This window comes from Pseudozobellia sp. WGM2 (genome assembly GCF_017810075.1).
GTDB lineage: Bacteria > Bacteroidota > Bacteroidia > Flavobacteriales > Flavobacteriaceae > JADNYK01.
Map to the genome: position 1 here is coordinate 41,542 of NZ_JADNYK010000002.1, position 18,782 is coordinate 60,323.

Consider the following 18,782-nt stretch of genomic DNA (forward strand, 5'->3'; position numbering starts at 1 on the left):
ATCTTAAATTAAAATAAAAAAGCCTTGACATCTTCCCCCGAATGAATGCCAAGGCCAAACAACAAGTGTTTTTACTTTTAGTCCTTTTCGTAAAAAGCTTTATAAACTTCTTCAAAATTACCGTCGCCATCATCATCATAGCTTTCGGTAATAACCATAGCGCTATCGGTTATTTCTAAGAACCCACTAGGTGTTGTGATTATATCGTCACTACCACCTGCTTCATAAACTTCTTCGTAAGTTCCATCTTCATCGGTCTCAGAAATAGAATAGTAGACGATAATCAAATTTTCAGAGCCTTCAGGATAAGACCATTTGCCGGTCTCAATAAAATCTAAGAATTCTTCACCGTATTGACCATCGAGATCACGAAATATGTATCTACCCGAATATTCAAATGTGCCATCGGCATTAAAGACCAACTTTTCAAACTCAGTGGTATCACAGCCATATTCATAGCAGTTTTCTTCACCAACAATCTCAGTTTCGGTCATGCCTTGGTACGTTTCTTCCCATCTGGTTAAACCCCAAGTGCCTACCAAATCTGCATTACCACCCCAGGCTTGGATAGTTACGCAGACTTCTTGCGGAGCACTTATATTGCCGGCATCATCATAAACACATATGATATAACAAAACTCTCCTGGTTGTATATTCGAACTCAAATCTATATCAAGTTCTGTTTCGGTCATTTTAGCGGTTTGAACTAAATTTTTTCCGAATCTTGATCTGCGGTCCTTACGTAATTTACCGCTAACTTCAGGTCCTTCTTGATTTGCAATAATATCTACATCGTAATAACTATCTGAAACCTCGCCATCAACTGCCTTAAATTGAATATATGCCCCTGTAATATCGGCATCCGAAGAGATAGGAATTGAAAATCCCTCGTCTAAAACACCTGTATTCGACACATTAGGAAGAGTTAGGTCAATGGCCTCATTGGGAACTGGTGGTGCACCCTCTATTTTTGTACCCCCTACAATTACGATATTATCAGAAATGGTATTCGATTCTTCGGAAGAAAGCTCTTCTTCTTGCTCCTCCACAATTTCTTCTTCCTCTTCCTCCTCCTGTTCTACAACCGGCTCTTCTATTACTTCTTGTTTTGTTTCGGGTCCGTCATCTTTACCGCATGAGGTAAATTGAAGAAAAACTATTAAGAGCATCAGGGAAAGGGAAATTTTTTTGTGATTTTTCATAAGATAGTATTTAAATTATATCGCATATTTAGGTCGAGTATGGCGATTACCTATTTTTACTTGTTGACTGTTAAAGCCTTACTGTTTGACATAAAAACTGAGATAGCCAGTATCATTGTTATCCACTTGTCCGTCGGCATTAAGATCTTCTCCTAAATTTTCGGTTCCGAAGCCAACCGTAAAATTATCTGAATGAATAGTGGCGGGGCCAAAAGGGAAGATATCACCCTCACCGACAGGATTAATGTATTCATAGGTACCCTCTTGGTCTTCGAAGAGTTGATTGTATTCTACCAGAATAATATCTCTATCCGTTTCATTAAAAGACCAATTACCAGTAATTGTATAATTTAAAAAGTCGTCTATTATTACTGCCTCACAGGAGGCTTCAGAAGCTTCAAAATCAAATCGAGTTCTTACTGATTTGTACGTATGGGTATAAGTGCCGTCTGCTTTAAAATCGAAAATCTCTTCTTCTTTTGTGGTGCATGTTTCATAATCGAAAGAATTTCCATTTTCACAAACAAACGAATACATAAAGCATCCTTCTTCACCCACTAATTGGGTTGTAATATCACCGTTGGGGAAATAAACTTCATTTTTACTGTAATGCCACTCCCCTATCAAATCATCATAACCGCCCCATCCTTTGACTTCTAAACAAACTTCTTGTGGTTCACTTATATTTCCATTTGCATCGTACACAGCAATGAGATAGCAAAATTCACCTCCAGCAACTATGTCTGGGGTAAAAACAACATTAAGGTTATAATATGAATACTTGACCGAACCAATCCGAGACTTGGCACCGAAGTTTCGTGAATAACCAAAACTCTTAAGTTTATCTGTCTTTGCAAACGGACTATTCGATGCTAAATCAACATCATAATAATTATCGGAAACTAAGGCATCATTTACTTTAAATTGAATGTAAGCCCCAATAAAATCTTCACTAGATGTTAATTCGGCATTAAAACCTTCATCTACGAACGCGCTTCCGCCATAGGTCTCAATATCGAAGGAAATGGCAGCAGTAGAAACAGGTAATGCCCCTTCAACCTTAGTACCGCCTTTAATGGTGACATTATCAAGAAATAGGTTTGATTCTTCTGCAGTAACCTCTTCTACAGGCTCTTCAACTTCCTCTGGTTCTTCTTCCGGTTCGGGCTCGGGCTGTTCAACTACGGCTTCCTGTTTCGTTTCAGGACCATCGTCTTTGCTACACGAAGCAATTACAAGCATTAAAACGAATACGACAAACAATAATAGAGACTTTGATAAATTTTTCATGACAACAGGCTGTATTGGTTTAGTAATTTATTATGAACGATTTTGGAAGTCTATTTTTTTATATAATGGAATTTTTAATCCTAAGTAAACATCAGAAGTCTTACTGCTGTTAGACAAGAGGTTGGTCAGCAATGACCCTGACCCTATCGTCAACGGACCCAACCTAAAACCGAAACCCCAAGCAAATTCTCCGTATTGTCGAATACTTAGCGGGGTGTACAGACTGAAAATTTTTGTTTCGATTCTTGGTGCCAATGTAAGCGTATTTAGGGTTCCGTAGGCGTTCGCCTTTCCTGATTTAATTGCCGAGACCGTGCCATGAAGGCCTACATAAAAAATGCTTTTCAAGTAATAATCGGCCGAAAGGTGTAAGGTAGTGGGCAAATTCAATTTCGAGGGGCCCAAATCAACAGATCCCGTATAGTTGTCATCAAGTACTTGTTCAATATCTTTTGTATCGAATTCTGAAGCCATAACGTCTCCGTCAAGATTGTATGAGGTGGTCTCGGCCTGACTATAATTTATCGCCCCTAAATCGGTCAACGCAAGGCCAACCTTTAATTTATACTGCTGCTGCCTTCTGCCCGATATGTCACCATCTAGAATTCGTGGCCTATATTCATATACCATTCCTAAATCGAAGCCAAAGCCGCCCTCAAGGCTATCAAAATTTATATCATCGCTGTCAAAATCTTGTGAAAACCCATATTGAAGGCTCCCCGTTGTGGCTAGAGAATTATTGAATCCGGTATAATTGCCTGTCAGTTGGGGAGAATTGGCAAATAAGCCCCCGGCACCAAAAAGATATTTTGCCGTAAACCCAGCTTTTAGAAAGCTGGTCTTTTTATCCATTAAAATGCGACCATAGCTCAGACCGATTTCACCAAAAACATGCACGGTACCGCTTAGGTCTTTCATATCAAATTCAAAATCGTTGTTGACATCAAAACCATCGGAAATACTCTCATAAAGATTGCCGCTAATATTATCTAGGTTTAAGTAACCTCGTGCTCTTGTGGTAATTGCAATACTATGCCTTTGACCCATATTGAACATAAAAGACGGCCCGAGTACATCTGCATTGGCAAAGAAATGATTTTCATTTGTTGGAAATCGCTGGGCATTATCTTCAAAATCAAACCCTTCATCACTATTTAAAAGGTCTTTCAGTGAAATTCCGAAATAATCACTCCCCCCAAAAGCACTTACAGAAAATAAATTGATATCGGCACTCATTGGTGAGCCCACTACATTTGCGGGGTTATATATTACGCCGTGTACACCTGCATAATTATCAATTGCATGACCTATGTAACTTTGACCAATGGCATTTATAGGAAATAAACACGAGAGTAGAAAAAGGTAATAACACGCTGTCTTATGCAATAAACTTTTGGTAAATTTCATATTGGTCAGTTGATTTACTTAATCAATATTCATGGAAAATTCACCATCATATATGCTCTCGGGCAAATTTCAGAGAGTAGAAAATGATGCTAATTTCAATCAGGTCAATATTTTCTTAGGGGGAAGTATTGAAAATAAAAACCTAACCAAGAAACACTTGGTTGCCAAACATTAAAGCAGATAATATAGGTGAAGATGGGGCGCGGTCAATAATATAACCATGGCTAAAATAGTTCAATAGCAAAGGATAAGAAATACCCAATAGTGGGTATTTTTACTCTATTTCTACCATTCTTTTATACATATCGTTAAAATAAATGGTTTTCATTACAGTAATTTACGATTTCAAGGGAATTCTTAAAATTCAATTTCGATAAAATATTCTTTCGGTGTGTGGCCGTGGTATGAGTGCTAATATTCAATTTGTTAGATATCTCTTTAGTGGTATGACCTTTTGACAAAAGTCTTACGATGTCTAATTCACGATTGCTTAAATTATCGATGATCAAGCTCTTTGAATAATTCTTGTAAAACAGGGTCTCATACTCATTATTTGCATTTAACTTTTTGCACACCCCGACCATAGGCTGCCTCTTGGTATTACCCATTATGGTATTTTGAGAAAAACCTAGAATTGGCTTACCCTTAGAATCAAAATATAAAGGGGTTTGATGAACTTGAATATTAACATAAATTCCTTGTTTATTCTTTAGTCTGTAATTCCAATAATACACACACTTAACTCGTTCCTTTTGAGGTACATTATTCATTGTATAGACCATTAGGTCGTCTAAAATTTTTAGCCAGTTAGGTACATCTTGAGGATGAATTTTTGAAAAATGATAAGGCATACCTTGTTCTCGAACCTCTTTTTTTTCATACCCTAATAAGGTCTCATAATTGTCACAGACGTAGTCGTATTTTTGGGTTACCGTGTTTTGAACTAGAATAAATGATTGTAACTTAGGCAGGTATTGGTCTAATTCTTCTAGTTTTCTAATATGTTTTTTTACGGCTAAATGATCAATTTTATCATTTGTACTGAATGTTCTCTCGTACGATTCTAAATTCATTTTATATAAAGTATATTGTCAACGGATTACCTAAATTTAAATCACCATGCAACAAGTCTCAAAACAACAAGGCCATACGATTGAAACTATAAATTGCTGATATTTAATAGTTCGAAGAACAATATTAACATTTCATTCACAATTAAAAAATACCCTCCAGAAGGTATTTTGTGATATATGTAGAGTTGATTTTAATCAATAATTCCGTTTTTCTTACAAAATTCAATCAAATCAACGGTATTGCTGACACCAGCTTTTTTAAGAATATTTTTTCTATGGGTTGCAACGGTATGCTTACTGATAAATAGATTTTCAGAAATTAATAAGTTGGTTTGCCCTTTATCAATAAGTTCGATTATCTCTTTTTCACGTGAGGTAAAATAGTTTTGATACACCTTATAAATAATCCTCTTAAACCCCGAAACATCCAATCCGTTTGCTTTGAAATCCCATTCAACGCGATTACCGGTATCCAAGAATGAAATATCGGTCAATAAACTAAAGTTGCTTACCATTCTTCCCTTCTCATCAAGTTCAAATGAAGACGATTGCCTAAGAATCTTTATATAAGTGCCATCTTTCTTCCGAAAACGAAAAGAGAGAAACAAGTGGGCAGGGCCTTTTCTAAGGTCAACATCAATTACATATTTCACTACTTCTTGCGTAAGCTTGTTGACAAGCTCTCGTTCTTCAGGATGTATGTAATGCACAAGATCTTCTGTATTGAACTCTTCTAAAGTATAACCTGTTAGGGCCTCTAATCCTCTTTCGAAAATAATTCCTTCTTTATTCCAGTGGGCCACGTACAAACATTGCTTATTGTTCAATGGAAAGTTCTGAAACGAACTGTATGTTTTTGGTCTAAACTGATATTCTCCAATTTTCTTTTGAACTTCTAATCGAAATTTGTGCATGTCAGCCTTATGATTCAACTTCTTCATTTTGAATATCTTCTAAGAATTGAAATAGTAGCTGATTGAAATAAGATGGGTTTTCGATATGCGGGCTATGGGTACTAGACTCGACATAATGTACCTTCTGTTTCCATAAATACGGAATTTTCAGTTTTTCAATATAATCGGCATTTACCAAAGCATCGTTTGAACCGTGCATAACTGCAATCGGTAGCCTCGCAGTTCGTAAAATTTCAGCCTCATCTGAAAATTCATCATTAGCCGCGGAAACCCCCATGCCTTCTCTAAATTTCGCGTCGGTGCTTAATAAACTTTCAATCAATTTACTGCGTTCGGGTGATGTATCGCTGCAGATACCCGAAACAAAAGAAACCCTCTCCGTAGCATTCAATTGGCCTTTGAACAGAAGAGAAATACGCTCATCAGCTAGAAAGGCTTCATGAAGATTAAGAGGACTCTTAACAGGAGGCGTACCAAAAATCAGTAGACCAATACAGTTAGGTAGTTTTGGCAATGCTTCAATGGCCAAATGACCTCCTAAAGAATGACCCACCAGTACCATCTTGGGAAAATTTTGACAGCTATCTACGAGTATGTCGACCAACCGAGTAAGTGAATATTCCTCCAGTTTGGGCGAAGCCCCGTGGCCGGGAAGATCCAAGGCCATCATACGAAAATTTTGCAGTAATTCACATTTGAATTGATTCCGCCAGATTAGACTATTGGCAGAATTGCCATGCAGAAAAACAACTACGGTCTCGTCGTCCGTTTTATTTTCAGCCAAGGTGTTAAAAACCTTGTGAAGAACGATATTCATTTAATACTCGGGGTTAGTGCAATTACAAAATCGTTAATTTTTAGTTAAAAACAAAATTTAGACTTTATTTAACGCACCATACTGTGATGATTTAGCTTTGGCAACTGTCATTAATTCTAAATAGCAATTACATTTGTAACCTTAATGACGATGTTGCAGCAAATCGAGTATCCTGAAGACCTTCGCAAATTAAAGTTAGGCGACCTGTCGGCTCTTGCCCTAGAACTGCGAGAGTTCATTATAGATATTGTATCTACCAAAGAGGGGCATTTAGGTGCCAGTTTAGGAGTTGTTGAACTTACGATTGCGCTACACTATGTTTTTAACACTCCCCAAGATAGATTGATATGGGACGTGGGCCATCAGGCATACGGGCATAAGATACTTACCGGTAGAAAAAATATTTTCGAAACCAATCGTCAATTTGGGGGCATCAGCGGTTTTCCCAAACGAAAAGAAAGTGAGTACGACGCCTTTGGAACCGGCCATAGCTCAACATCTATATCTGCAATTTTAGGTATGGCCTTGGCCGCTAAATTGCGAGGTGAACACCACAGAAACCATATTGCTGTAATCGGTGATGCTTCGATTGCCAGCGGAATGGCCTTTGAAGGCCTGAACCATATGGGTGTTACCAATGCCAATGTTTTGATAATTCTCAACGATAATGCCATAGGCATAGACCCAAGTGTAGGGGCGCTTAAAAAATATTTGACAAACGTTAAAAAGGGTATCGCCAAAGATGAAAACATATTTGAATGTTTGAACTTTAATTACTCTGGGCCTATCGACGGTCATAATGTGCAAAAATTGGTTAATGAACTTGAGCGATTAAAATCGGTAGACGGGCCGAAATTATTGCATGTTATTACCACCAAGGGTAAGGGGCTCAAAAAAGCTGAGGAAGACCAGGTCACCTATCACGCCCCGGGAAAGTTTGACAGGTTGACAGGAGAGCGAGAGAAAAAATCAAATGATGGCCTACCGGCTAAATACCAAGATGTTTTCGGGCATACCCTAGTAGAATTGGCCCAAAAGAACCCAAAAATTGTAGGTATTACCCCGGCGATGCCTACCGGCAGCTCTTTAAAATTTATGATGGAGCAAATTCCTGATCGAGCTTTTGACGTAGGTATTGCCGAGCAGCATGCCGTAACGATGGCGGCAGGTATGGCCGCAGAAGGGCTGTTGGTTTTCTGTAATATTTATTCCACTTTTTTGCAAAGGGCCTATGACCAGGTTATTCATGATGTCGCTTTACAAAACTTACCTGTTATTTTTTGCTTAGATCGTGCAGGGCTTGTTGGCGAAGATGGCGCAACCCACCATGGCATCTACGATTTGGCATACCTTAGATGTATACCCAATCTCGTCATTTTTTCGCCACTGAATGAAACCGAGCTACGAAACATCTTGTACACGGCACAGCTAGGTCTCGAGCACCCAATAGTAATTAGATATCCTAGGGGAAGGGGTGTTCAAATCAATTGGAGAAAACCGTTCGAAACTATTGAAATCGGTACAGCACAAGAACTTAAAAAAGGTACGGAAATTGCGGTTCTTTCTATCGGTCATATAGGTAATTTGGTCACAGAGGCCCTCTCACAAATTGATGATAATTCTAAAATTGGCCATTTTAACATGCGGTTTATAAAACCTCTAGATAAAGATATGCTACGGAGCATATTTAAGACCTATACGAGCGTCATAACCATTGAAGATGGTTGTAGCGCTGGCGGTTTTGGGTCCGCTATTTTAGAATTTGCCAATGAAATAGAAAGCAAAGTAGGCATTAGTATAATGGGTATAGAAGATCGTATTATCGAACACGGGCCCTTAAAAAATCTTCAGCACCAAGCAGAAATTGATGTAACAGCCATTAAAAACCAAATAAAAAAACTTCTTCATGTGCAGCAATCGCCGTATTAAATTTATTCTAGCCGCGTTAGTATTTTGTATATCCATAATCGACTTGTCTGGGCAGGTAACAGACTCCATTCCTCCTGAACAGCCAATTGATTCGATAGTTATCGACACCACCGTTGTTGATACAGTAGTTATTAGAAAGATCCAAGAGAAAATTAAGAACATTCCGCGTAGTGTAGACTTGATGAACCCTGTTGTTTCTTTCAAACGTACCAACGCACTGGGTGAAAAACCGAACAGGTTCAAGGTACCCTCTTTCTGGACCAACGTAAACAAACTAGGTGTTAATTTCAGCGAGGTTGCTTTTGTGAATTGGAATGCAGGTGGTAATAATTCGATAGCTGCATTGGGCAAAGCACGTTTTGAACGTAATTACAAGTTCAGATATATTCAGTGGGACAATTACATGGAAATGAACTATGGTTTGAACGTTCAAGAAAATCAAAAACTTCGTAAAACCGATGATGCTTTTCGCGTAAGTTCGACTTTCGGTTTTCAAAGAGACACTATAAGTAACTGGTACTATTCGGCAAGGGCGAATTTTAATACGCAGTTTTCAAATGGTTATAAATATCCAGATAGAGAAACCCCTATTTCTCGCTTTATGGCCCCGGGTTATTCGTTTTTAGGTGCGGGAACCTCGTACATTACCAAAGACCAAAAATTCAATTTATATATATCTCCTATAACACAAAAAGTGACTTTTGTACTCGATCAAGATTTGGCGGACAGGGGAGCTTTTGGGGTACAAAAGGCTGTTTTAGACGCTGAAGGAAATGTTATTGAAGATGGAAAAAATTTCTTTTTAGAATTTGGTTTTTTGGTGACCAATCAATACGAGACGGAAGTCATGAAAAACACAATTTTGAAGCATCGGCTCAGTTTGTATACCGATTATCTACGAAAATTCGGAAATGTAGATGTGGACTGGGAACTAAATATAGACCTACGTGTAAACAAATATATTTTAACCTCTATCGGCACCCATATTATCTACGATGATGATATACTTTTCAACGAACAAAAGAACGCCGAAGGAATTGTAATTGACGAGGGCGAACCTCGTATTCAGTTCAAACAACTATTGGGTGTTGGCGTATCGTATGTTTTCTAGTGCTTATGCTATAGAAAATTAGAGTTGTTTCCCCATAATTTTATTATGAATATGTACTGCCGCACTATCGGAGAGACTGGCAACATAGCAACAAGTACTCAGCAAAATATCATAGGTAGAACAATCGGTAGGTTGATACAGTTCTGGTAATGTTTGTATCATTAACCTATCGTAGTTAGAGGCTTTACCTTCACTTTGTCGAATTAAGGCAGTAGTATATACATCTAAGATGTCGGAGATAATCTTATAACCTGCAATCTCTTTTTCGACTACCTCTTGAGAGCGATATACCTTCTTAACACTTAAGGATATAATATCACTTATCTGTGCTTCATATTTACTTTTATCAAGTAATGATACTTGAAAATCACCATTTAATATCGAATCTTCGTTCTCTATAAAAACGTTCACTGCGTCGGTAATCAGTGTATTTATGGCTAATGCCCTTAAATAACTAAGCCGGTCTTCTTTGAAAGCCAAAGAATTATACTTTTTGGTATTAATATTATCCTTGACCAATTTTATTAAATATTCAAGAGCAAAATCTTCAGATATAAGACCAAGGTTGATACCATCTTCGAAATCGATAATCGTATAACAAATATCATCGGCAGCCTCTACCAAAAATGTTAATGGATGTCTCGAATAAGAGACATCTGCACCACTTCTGGTTTGTTTTAGGCCAAGTTCTTGTGCTATTTCAGCAAAACCCGGCAAATCAGATTGAAAAAAACCGAACTTTTTATCTGCGATATGTTTCGTCGGCTTCTTAGGTAAAGATTCCTTAGGGTATTTCATAAAAGCTCCCAGCGTTGCATAACTTAATCTTAGCCCTCCGTCTACACCGGCCCTTGATTTGGATAAGAGTCGAAATCCGTTTGCGTTTCCTTCAAAATCAATTAAATCTTGAAACTCCTTTGAAGATAAAACCGATTGGTACTTACTTCCCATTCCGTTTGTAAAGTACTCACCAATAGCTTTCTCACCACTATGACCAAAAGGTGGATTACCAATATCGTGGGCGAGAGCGGCGGCAGCTACGATAGCTCCAAAATCATTGAATCGATACCCGTGTACTTCTTTCAAATAAGGGTGCTTTTCAAGAATTTTTCTACCCGCTATCCTGCCCAAACTTCTACCAACGACCGACACTTCTAAACTATGGGTCAACCTTGTATGTACAAAATCGGTATTTGATAAGGGTATAACTTGAGTTTTATCTTGTAAGCTTCTAAATGCACTTGAAAAGATTATTCGATCATAATCGACCTCGAAACCCAAACGAGTCTCATCTTGTTCTTTTCTTAGTCTTTTTAGCGTGTCACCATGTCGTTTTAAAGAAAGTAGGCTTTCCCAATTCATATTAGTATTTTAAAAAGTCGAAAGATACATCTTTTAGCCTGCAAAAACTTCAAACCTTTCTCAAACCGACCCCGTTATTTAACCTTAAAAACATCTTGTTTTAATATCAACTTAACCACAACTTTACATTTAGTTTTTTTCTTTGCAGCAAAGAAAAAATATGAAAACGCTGTTAGTATTTGTTATCCTTACAATATGTAGTGGTGCTATAGTCGCACAAAGCGAAGGATCTATCAAGGGCAACATTATAGACCTTGAAATGGCTGGAGAACCATTAATGTTTGCGAGTGTCTCAGTTGAAGGTACTGACCTTTATACGGAAACCAATTTCAACGGAAATTTTGAATTTACGGGGCTAAAACCTGGTTCTTATAATTTAGAAATTAGTTCTCTAGGGTACGAAACACAATTAGTGGCCATTGAAGTCTTGGCCAATGATTCAATTCAAATGCAACAAGGGCTTAGTGCAAAATCTATTTCTATGGAAGAAGTTTCTGCCTTAGAAAAAAATACAAGCAATGATTTTATCAAATCTGCTGCTTATGCCGGGCAATAAGTCATGTATTTTCGTCAAAAACAAAAAGGCAGTACTTAAACAGTGCTGCCTTTTTGTTTTTGATACTTACTAGGTTCTAATCTTTAGAAACCACAGAAGATTTATTCTTTTTGTCAACTACACTAGCGATAATATTATTGTCAAATTCAACCTCCTTCACTACTCCATTGCTAACGAACATCCACTTTCCTGTGCGTATTCCTTTAGTATAGGTTCCTTCAGATATCTTATCACCCTCTTCATTGAACTTGCTCCAATCCCCATGAAGTTTTCCATCTAAATCAAAAGTTCCCTTTTGACTTATCTCACCATTGTCGTGAAAATATGTAGCTTCTATAAGATTAGTTTCTTCATTTAATTTTACTTCTTTTTCTTTTTGACCGAACCCTACCGATAAAGTCATCATCATTACGGCTAATATGGCTATGTTTTTCATAAAATCTATATTTTGTTGAAACAAATTTACAAAAAATTTACGTTAAAAACACTATGGCTTAACATTAAATTTACATTGAAAACGTCGTATAATCCTTTTTATTGTATTGATTTCATCATATTTGAAATATTAAATTTATAACTATGGCCGATGTTCATCCCCTTGTTATATAACATTTTAAGAAATTTGCTTTATGAATATCATTATTTGGATTAGACTTGTCAGATATATTCAGTTAAGACCAAAGTTAAATTTCAACCTGCTAAATACGAGTACATCTCAGGAGTAAATAATTACTTCATAACCTTTTTTTAACCTACTTCATAAATTATAGTAGCATTTTTGTGCTTATTTGAAATTTGATGGGCGAGAATCTTTATCTATTTATGATTATAGCACTAGCTGTGCTAGCCATAACGGACTTAGTCGTTGGAGTAAGTAATGATGCGGTGAATTTCTTGAATTCGGCCATTGGCTCGAAGGCAATTTCTTTCCGAACCATAATGATAGTTGCCAGCGTAGGCATAGCACTTGGGGCCATGTCGTCTAACGGCATGATGGAGGTAGCCCGAAAAGGTATTTTCAATCCTTCAGAATTCGTCTTTTCCGAAATCATGATCATCTTCATGGCGGTAATGATTACCGATATACTTCTGTTGGATTTTTTCAATACGTTGGGTATGCCGACTTCCACTACGGTCTCTATTGTTTTTGAACTCTTGGGAGCCGCAGTTGCCGTATCAATTGTCAAAATTTTCAACAATAACGATTCATTATCGGCTCTTGGGTCTTATATAAATACTGAGAAAGCTACTGAAATTATCATCGGCATATTACTCTCGGTAGTTGTGGCCTTTTCGGTGGGCGCCATTGTTCAATTTATATCGCGTCTCTTAATTTCATTTAAGTTCGATCAGAAGCCAAAGTGGGTCGGGGCAATATTTGGCGGGTTCGCTATTACATCGATTATTTACTTCATTATTGTAAAAGGTTTAAAGAGCGCCGCGCTTTTCAGTCCGTCTGTAATGGAATTTATTGGTAGTAATCCTGAAATATTTCTTTTACTGAATTTTGTTACTTGGACTATTCTTTCACTTTTAGCATCCACTCTTTTTAAATGGAATATTTACGTAATAGTAATCATATTAGGAACCTTTGCCTTGGCCATGGCCTTCGCCGGAAATGACTTGGTCAATTTTATTGGCGTTCCCCTTGCGGCCTTAGCTTCCTATGAAGCATGGAGTCAATCTACCATTGCTGCCGATCAGTATACCATGGAGGGGCTTTCTACCGCTGTACAAACACCTACCCACTTGCTGCTACTTTCAGGTATAATTATGGTAATCACCCTTTGGTTCTCATCTAAAGCAAAGAACGTTGTAAAAACAAGTGTAGACTTGTCTAGACAAGATGAAGGTGATGAACGGTTTCAGCCAAATTTTTTATCTAGGCAAATCGTCAAATTCAGCATAAGCGCTTCCGAAAATCTTGGAGGTATTTTACCTGGTGCTTGGTCAAAAAGAATCGACACACAGTTTGAAAAGCCCTATGTTTATATTCCTAAGAGCCGTATACAAGACTTACCCGCTTTTGACTTTGTAAGAGCGGCGGTAAACCTGATGGTCGCGAGTGTTCTTATTTCTTTGGCTACATCAATGAAACTACCGCTCTCTACCACCTACGTAACCTTTATGGTGGCCATGGGTTCGTCTCTGGCCGATCGTGCTTGGGGGCCTGAAAGCGCGGTATATCGTGTGGCAGGTGTTTTAAATGTAATCGGGGGTTGGTTCTTTACCGCCTTAAGCGCTTTTACGGCCGCAGCGATTATTGCTTATATCATCCATTTAGGTGGTATTTGGGCGATAGCAACGTTGCTTATCATCGCATTCTTGCTTATCGGAAAGAACTATTTGTCACATTCGAAAAAAGTCAAAGAGACCAAGCTAGAAGAAAAGCTTGAGAAAGCCGAAAGCAACTCAATTATTGGTGTTATTGAAGAGAGCTCGGCGAATATATCGCTCGCGATTAATAGAGCCAATAAAATTTACACTCAAAGTATCGATGGGCTGGCCAAACATGATATAGACACGCTTAGAAAAAGTAAAAAAGGCATCTCCAAATTAAATAAAGAAGTGGAAGGCCTCAGAGATAACATTTTCTATTTTATCAAAAATCTTGATGAATCGAGTGTTGGCACAAGTAATTTCTACCTCACGATACTAAGCTATCTTCAAGACATGACCCAATCATTGGAGTATATAGCTAAAGCCGGTTATAAGCATGTACATAACAACCACAAAAAATTAAGATTCAATCAAATAAAAGACCTTAAAGAAACCGATGGGTATATTGATGACTTGTTCAGTGAAATAAAGTTAATTTTCGAAACACAAGATTTCTTGAAATTGACGGAATTGATAGTCAACAAACAAGAGCTTTTTCAAAAACTTGATCTCAAAATTCAAAAGCAGGTAGAACGTACCCGTACCGATGAATCGAGCCCTAAGAACACTGCGCTATATTTTAGTCTATTATTAGAAACTAAAGATTTACTGGTGGCCACCATGAATCTATTAGAAACTTATGACGGGCATGCCAATGTAAAGGTTTAGGCAGCGTTCAATTGTAACTTTTTTTAAATCATCTCAAAATACCGTTTGTCGAAAAAATATACCTTTTCGACCATGAAAACCGTTATGTGCTAAACTTCAAACATTTAGTATTATGCGTTCTTCAATTTTCATAAGCTTTGCTGTGGGTAGTTTTCTATTTCTCAGCTGCAGTAAAGATGAGCCCACTCTTGAAAATGAAGAGTTATCTATCGACCTAAACAATAGCGCAAGAGTAGAAGCCCTAAATCTGTATCAAGATTTTTATCTGGCTTCATCAACATCGACATCAACGGAATTATGGACAGGCGATGAAGCTTCTTGCAACCCCGGCACAACACCTCAAACGATTAAAGACAAAATTTTTCTTCGCCTTGATTATTACAGAAAGGCTGTTGGACTCAATAATACCTTAACCGAGAACAGTTTAAAAAGCACCAAGTCTCAAGATGCCGCTTTAATGATGCATACTAACGGAAGCCTGAACCATTTTCCACCAAATAGTTGGAAATGTTTCTCCGATGCAGGAAAAGAAGCCGCTGCAAATTCTTTATTGACATCGATTAGCGGGGCAGCTGCCATCGACTCTTATATTCGTGACCAGGGTGCAGAAAACGGACCTGTCGGTCACAGAAGGTGGCTTCTCTGGCCGAGACTACAAGAAATGGGTATAGGCAACACTAATCGATATAATGCACTTTGGGTGATTGGCAACGCCGGAACAGCACCTGCAGATGCTCCCGATTTTATTGCTTGGCCTCCTGAAGGTTTTATACCAAAGCAAGTAGTGTATCCACGTTGGTCATTTTCAATAGCTAATGCGGATTTTAGTACTACTACAGTCAGAATGAAATACAAAAATGGTGGTACAGTCAGTTTACAAACTGAAGACTTAAGTGAAGCTTTTGCCGACAACACCATTGTTTGGCAACCCGACCTCAACTTGAACACCATTAAATCAGATACTACCTTTGTGGTCACATTAAAATCGGTAGTAATCAACGGTGAAGAAACCGACTTTGAATACGAAGTTGTTGTATTCGATGGTTCCGACGATAATTAGAAAATAAATGATTTTATCGATAAAAGTTCATTTCATCCATATAGACCCAGACGGCTTCGGGTAGCAAGGGTCTAACATTTTTACCTTCGTGATGGTTTTTACGAATAAATGTCGATGAGATTTCCATGATCGGCGCCATCACCGGTTTTATTCTAGGGTGTTCACTAAAAATATTTTCTACCCTTCCCTCAGAAATTCTAGGGTAGACAAAAATATCATGGTTTTCTAAAATCACTTCATAGTTTTTCCACCTGTGAAGTGATTTGAGGTTATCCTCTCCCATTATCAAACTAAAATGGTATCGATTGCCATACTTCTCACCGAGATGAGCCAATGTATTTACCGTATAATTGGGTTGTGGCAAATCAAATTCTATTTTGCTCGGCTTTAGTTTTGGATACTCTTTCGTTGCCTCATATACCATTTCATAACGATGGTTATTATCGAGTAAGGACTTTTTTTTCTTGAACGGACTTTGAGGAGTAACGACGAACCAAATTTCATCGAGTTCTGAATGCTCGGCCATGTGATTGGCAATCACCAAATGACCAATATGAACGGGATTAAAGGTGCCGAAATAAAGTCCTACTTTTTTCATGATCTATGCTCCGTTCCCATTTTCACCACCTACAAAATCGGCAACCAGCTGATAGGCCTCCTCGAGGGCCGTATCGAGATCGTAGTTCTTGATTATTTTATCGAACTGGGGTGCAGTTGCCAGTTCTACAGAAGCTTTGGCAATGCGCATATTGATTTTATCTTCACTCTCGGTACTTCGTTTCTTCAAACGTATTTTAAGTTCGTCAACACTTGGTGGTTTAACGAAAACGGCCAAGGTAACATCAGGAAATTTGCGTTTGATACGTAGTCCTCCGGCAACATCAATATCAAAGATAACGTTCTTGCCCTCTGCCCATAAACGCTCAATTTCACTTTTTAAGGTACCATAGAAGTTGTCACGGTATACTTCTTCCCACTCTAAAAAGTCATCACTTTTAATGTGGTTCTTAAATTCTGAAATAGACATGAAGTAATAATGCTCACCATTCTTTTCCTTCGCTCTTCGAGGACGGGAAGTTGCAGAAACGGAAAACGCCAAATTTAAATCAGATTTTTCTAAAAGATGCCGAACTATAGTGGTCTTGCCACTGCCTGATGGTGCCGAGAATATTATAAGTTTACCGCCTTTCATTATTAATTTATTAAATAATCAACCCTGCTTTTCAAAGAACATTGAGCATCTGTTCTTTAATTTTTTCCAGTTCATCTTTCATCTGTACAACCAATTGTTGCATGGGTGCATAGTTCGCCTTTGATCCGATAGTATTTATTTCACGACCGATTTCTTGAGAGATAAAACCGAGTTTCTTTCCGTTAGAATCTGAAGAATCAAGTGTGCTTGCAAAATATTTTAAGTGATTGGCAAGACGCACTTTCTCTTCTGTGATATCATATTTCTCTAAATAGTAGATCAATTCTTGTTCGAATCGATTTGCATCTAATTCTGCTTTCAAATCGGCAACTGCTTTGTTCAACCGCTCTCGCACATCAGATTGACGATCAGGATCCATTCTTTCAACTTGGTCCAACAAGCTTTGAAGATTGTTTATGCGTTGTAGAAAATCCTTCTCCAACACACTACCTTCCTCTGATCTAAAATTATTTATTTCTTTTAATGCCTCGTTGACAGCTAATTGAATATGGGCATACTCTTTTTCATCAATATCTTCTCGCTCGGTTCGTAATGCATCTGGCATTCTCAGCGCCATATCTAACAAGCGAAGATCATCACCATCTGCGATAGCTTTGAGCTGTTTCATATAATTTTTGACTGCCGGTTCGTTAACCTCTGCAGAAGTTTCATCGCCTGTAAACTCTACATAAAGGCCAAAATCAACCTTGCCCCTGACCAAAGAACTGGCAATATTCTTACGAATTTCGAGCTCTTTTTCGCGGTAAGCAGAAGGCATTCTGGCATTAAGATCCAAGCTTTTACTATTTAACGATTTAAGTTCAACAGTAATTTTCTTAGTCGGAAGCTGAATCACGTGCTTGCCAAACCCTGTCATAGATTGAATCATAGTTTTTTTTGAATTTTGGCAAAGGTAACTTAATTGGATGAAGTGTGGTAATTACCTATTGCTTGCTAAATAGAAAGATTTTAAAGACATTTTCAGAAAAAACGATAAGACTGGTCTCAAGTAAAATAAAAAGCCGCTGTAAGCTTACAGCGGCCAAATTATATTTAAAGTTCTTTAATCTTAATATTTCTAAAAGCTACCTGATTACCATGGTCTTGAAGACCCAATCGGCCTGTAGCATACTTCCCAAAATGCTCCCAATTGGCAAACTTCGATTTAGAGACCATTTCTTTCCAAGCTTCATTGGCAAGTGGAAAATCGACCACCTTGGTTCCGTTGAGCTCTACACTTCCCTTTTCCTCTTTATGATTGATGGTAATGACCATTGTATTCCACTCCCCAGCAGGGTTGACCACCTTTTCAGAAGGTGCCACCATATCATACAATGCGCCCGATTGGTGAGACTCTCCGTTTTTAGCATCTGGGTGCCTCTCATCGTCTAAAACCTGGACCTCTGGGCCAGTAGCATAAGGCTTACCTTGCTTTACATTTTCATTTACCCCCCAAAACACTCCGCTATTGCCACCTTCAGAAATTTTCCAATCTAAGGAAAGAACAAAATCGGTATACTCCTTTTCGGTAACCAAGTCAAAAATCTCTCCTTTTTCACGGTTTTCGGGTGGATAGAAAACCAGGGCTTCATCCTCAATTTTCCAATTGTCGGAAACACCGTCTTTCATATATTCTTTCCAACCGTCAAAAGTCGAACCATTAAAAAGCATGGTCCAATCCGATGATTCGTTGTTCACCTTAGCTTCTGCAACCGGTGCTGCCTCTTCTGCAGTCTTCTTTTCAGCTTTTTCTTTACATGCGAAAGCCAATAGTGCACAGCATGCCATTAGGGTTAGTTTTTTCATTAGGGTTTTGATTTA

At 38.0% G+C, this 18,782-nt stretch carries 18 protein-coding genes; 6 read left to right on the forward strand and 12 right to left on the reverse strand.

From position 1 onward, the window contains the following. Positions 1-77 precede the first annotated feature (77 nt). From IV512_RS03790 to IV512_RS03800, 3 genes are all read right to left on the reverse strand, one after another. A complete protein-coding gene (locus IV512_RS03790; RefSeq protein WP_209400782.1) occupies positions 78-1,202 on the reverse strand; it encodes a hypothetical protein in 1,125 nt (374 codons plus the stop codon). 78 nt (positions 1,203-1,280) lie between these two features. Further along, the gene (locus IV512_RS03795; RefSeq protein ID WP_209400784.1) at positions 1,281-2,492 is read right to left on the reverse strand and encodes a hypothetical protein; all 1,212 of its coding nucleotides are present in this window, start codon (positions 2,490-2,492) and stop codon (positions 1,281-1,283) included. 30 nt (positions 2,493-2,522) lie between these two features. After that, positions 2,523-3,899 carry a DUF5723 family protein gene (locus IV512_RS03800; protein WP_209400786.1) on the reverse strand — a complete coding sequence of 459 codons (1,377 nt, stop codon included), beginning with the start codon at positions 3,897-3,899 and terminating at the stop codon, positions 2,523-2,525. Positions 3,900-3,930: 31 nt separating this feature from the next. Between IV512_RS03800 and IV512_RS03805 the strand changes: the two genes are divergently transcribed. Then, positions 3,931-4,074 (forward strand): hypothetical protein, encoded by a 144-nt coding sequence (locus tag IV512_RS03805; RefSeq protein ID WP_209400788.1) that lies wholly within the window; start codon positions 3,931-3,933, stop codon positions 4,072-4,074. Positions 4,075-4,207: 133 nt separating this feature from the next. Here the strand turns inward: IV512_RS03805 and IV512_RS03810 are convergent, their stop codons facing one another. The 3 genes from IV512_RS03810 to IV512_RS03820 form a co-directional block, all read right to left on the reverse strand. Beyond that, positions 4,208-4,972 (reverse strand): LuxR C-terminal-related transcriptional regulator, encoded by a 765-nt coding sequence (locus tag IV512_RS03810; RefSeq protein WP_209400791.1) that lies wholly within the window; start codon positions 4,970-4,972, stop codon positions 4,208-4,210. Positions 4,973-5,163: 191 nt separating this feature from the next. Then, complete coding sequence (locus IV512_RS03815) at positions 5,164-5,913, reverse strand: LuxR C-terminal-related transcriptional regulator (protein ID WP_209400793.1); 750 nt, start codon at positions 5,911-5,913, stop codon at positions 5,164-5,166. Beyond that, on the reverse strand, positions 5,894-6,703 hold the full coding sequence (locus tag IV512_RS03820) for an alpha/beta fold hydrolase (protein ID WP_209400796.1): 810 nt from the start codon (positions 6,701-6,703) through the stop codon (positions 5,894-5,896). The genes IV512_RS03815 and IV512_RS03820 overlap by 20 nt, the downstream gene beginning before the upstream one ends. A gap of 144 nt (positions 6,704-6,847) precedes the next feature. Between IV512_RS03820 and IV512_RS03825 the strand changes: the two genes are divergently transcribed. Together IV512_RS03825 and IV512_RS03830 are read left to right on the forward strand one after the other, a co-directional pair. Next, positions 6,848-8,632 carry a 1-deoxy-D-xylulose-5-phosphate synthase gene (locus IV512_RS03825; RefSeq protein WP_209400798.1) on the forward strand — a complete coding sequence of 595 codons (1,785 nt, stop codon included), beginning with the start codon at positions 6,848-6,850 and terminating at the stop codon, positions 8,630-8,632. Continuing rightward, positions 8,610-9,743 (forward strand): DUF3078 domain-containing protein, encoded by a 1,134-nt coding sequence (locus IV512_RS03830; RefSeq protein ID WP_209400800.1) that lies wholly within the window; start codon positions 8,610-8,612, stop codon positions 9,741-9,743. The genes IV512_RS03825 and IV512_RS03830 overlap by 23 nt, the downstream gene beginning before the upstream one ends. An 18-nt stretch (positions 9,744-9,761) precedes the next feature. Here IV512_RS03830 and dgt read toward each other — a convergent pair whose 3' ends face one another. After that, a complete protein-coding gene (gene dgt, locus IV512_RS03835; RefSeq protein WP_209400802.1) occupies positions 9,762-11,105 on the reverse strand; it encodes a dGTP triphosphohydrolase in 1,344 nt (447 codons plus the stop codon). Positions 11,106-11,265: 160 nt separating this feature from the next. Here dgt and IV512_RS03840 point away from each other — a divergent pair, with 160 nt between their 5' ends. Next, positions 11,266-11,661, forward strand: a complete 396-nt coding sequence (locus tag IV512_RS03840) for a carboxypeptidase-like regulatory domain-containing protein (RefSeq protein WP_209400804.1) — start codon at positions 11,266-11,268, stop codon at positions 11,659-11,661. Between the two features lie 76 nt (positions 11,662-11,737). Here the strand turns inward: IV512_RS03840 and IV512_RS03845 are convergent, their stop codons facing one another. Next, positions 11,738-12,097, reverse strand: a complete 360-nt coding sequence (locus tag IV512_RS03845) for a toxin-antitoxin system YwqK family antitoxin (RefSeq protein ID WP_209400806.1) — start codon at positions 12,095-12,097, stop codon at positions 11,738-11,740. A gap of 362 nt (positions 12,098-12,459) precedes the next feature. On the opposite strand from IV512_RS03845, the gene IV512_RS03850 reads away from it, so the two are divergent. Together IV512_RS03850 and IV512_RS03855 are read left to right on the forward strand one after the other, a co-directional pair. After that, on the forward strand, positions 12,460-14,709 hold the full coding sequence (locus IV512_RS03850) for an inorganic phosphate transporter (protein ID WP_209400808.1): 2,250 nt from the start codon (positions 12,460-12,462) through the stop codon (positions 14,707-14,709). Between the two features lie 112 nt (positions 14,710-14,821). After that, positions 14,822-15,769: a CAP domain-containing protein gene (locus IV512_RS03855; protein ID WP_209400810.1), complete on the forward strand. Its 948-nt coding sequence runs from the start codon at positions 14,822-14,824 to the stop codon at positions 15,767-15,769. 13 nt (positions 15,770-15,782) lie between these two features. On the opposite strand, the gene nadD is transcribed toward IV512_RS03855, so the two are convergent. The 4 genes from nadD to IV512_RS03875 form a co-directional block, all read right to left on the reverse strand. Further along, entirely contained in the window at positions 15,783-16,367 is a 585-nt protein-coding gene (gene nadD / locus IV512_RS03860) for a nicotinate (nicotinamide) nucleotide adenylyltransferase (protein ID WP_209400812.1), read from the reverse strand. Positions 16,368-16,370: 3 nt separating this feature from the next. Continuing rightward, positions 16,371-16,961, reverse strand: coding sequence for a guanylate kinase (gene gmk, locus IV512_RS03865; RefSeq protein ID WP_209400814.1), 591 nt, complete (start codon positions 16,959-16,961; stop codon positions 16,371-16,373). 31 nt (positions 16,962-16,992) lie between these two features. Next, a complete protein-coding gene (locus IV512_RS03870; protein ID WP_209400816.1) occupies positions 16,993-17,850 on the reverse strand; it encodes a YicC/YloC family endoribonuclease in 858 nt (285 codons plus the stop codon). A 164-nt stretch (positions 17,851-18,014) separates the two neighbouring features. After that, positions 18,015-18,767, reverse strand: a complete 753-nt coding sequence (locus tag IV512_RS03875; RefSeq protein ID WP_209400818.1) for a DUF1080 domain-containing protein — start codon at positions 18,765-18,767, stop codon at positions 18,015-18,017. Positions 18,768-18,782 lie beyond the last annotated feature (15 nt).

Coding starts and splice junctions, on each gene's coding strand:
- IV512_RS03790 (WP_209400782.1), bottom strand. CDS start 1,202: ATGAAAAATCACAAAAAAATTTCCCTTTCCCTGATGCTCTTAATAGTT.
- IV512_RS03795 (WP_209400784.1), bottom strand. CDS start 2,492: ATGAAAAATTTATCAAAGTCTCTATTATTGTTTGTCGTATTCGTTTTA.
- IV512_RS03800 (WP_209400786.1), bottom strand. CDS start 3,899: ATGAAATTTACCAAAAGTTTATTGCATAAGACAGCGTGTTATTACCTT.
- IV512_RS03805 (WP_209400788.1), top strand. CDS start 3,931: ATGGAAAATTCACCATCATATATGCTCTCGGGCAAATTTCAGAGAGTA.
- IV512_RS03810 (WP_209400791.1), bottom strand. CDS start 4,972: ATGAATTTAGAATCGTACGAGAGAACATTCAGTACAAATGATAAAATT.
- IV512_RS03815 (WP_209400793.1), bottom strand. CDS start 5,913: ATGAAGAAGTTGAATCATAAGGCTGACATGCACAAATTTCGATTAGAA.
- IV512_RS03820 (WP_209400796.1), bottom strand. CDS start 6,703: ATGAATATCGTTCTTCACAAGGTTTTTAACACCTTGGCTGAAAATAAA.
- IV512_RS03825 (WP_209400798.1), top strand. CDS start 6,848: ATGACGATGTTGCAGCAAATCGAGTATCCTGAAGACCTTCGCAAATTA.
- IV512_RS03830 (WP_209400800.1), top strand. CDS start 8,610: ATGTGCAGCAATCGCCGTATTAAATTTATTCTAGCCGCGTTAGTATTT.
- dgt (WP_209400802.1), bottom strand. CDS start 11,105: ATGAATTGGGAAAGCCTACTTTCTTTAAAACGACATGGTGACACGCTA.
- IV512_RS03840 (WP_209400804.1), top strand. CDS start 11,266: ATGAAAACGCTGTTAGTATTTGTTATCCTTACAATATGTAGTGGTGCT.
- IV512_RS03845 (WP_209400806.1), bottom strand. CDS start 12,097: ATGAAAAACATAGCCATATTAGCCGTAATGATGATGACTTTATCGGTA.
- IV512_RS03850 (WP_209400808.1), top strand. CDS start 12,460: ATGGGCGAGAATCTTTATCTATTTATGATTATAGCACTAGCTGTGCTA.
- IV512_RS03855 (WP_209400810.1), top strand. CDS start 14,822: ATGCGTTCTTCAATTTTCATAAGCTTTGCTGTGGGTAGTTTTCTATTT.
- nadD (WP_209400812.1), bottom strand. CDS start 16,367: ATGAAAAAAGTAGGACTTTATTTCGGCACCTTTAATCCCGTTCATATT.
- gmk (WP_209400814.1), bottom strand. CDS start 16,961: ATGAAAGGCGGTAAACTTATAATATTCTCGGCACCATCAGGCAGTGGC.
- IV512_RS03870 (WP_209400816.1), bottom strand. CDS start 17,850: ATGATTCAATCTATGACAGGGTTTGGCAAGCACGTGATTCAGCTTCCG.
- IV512_RS03875 (WP_209400818.1), bottom strand. CDS start 18,767: ATGAAAAAACTAACCCTAATGGCATGCTGTGCACTATTGGCTTTCGCA.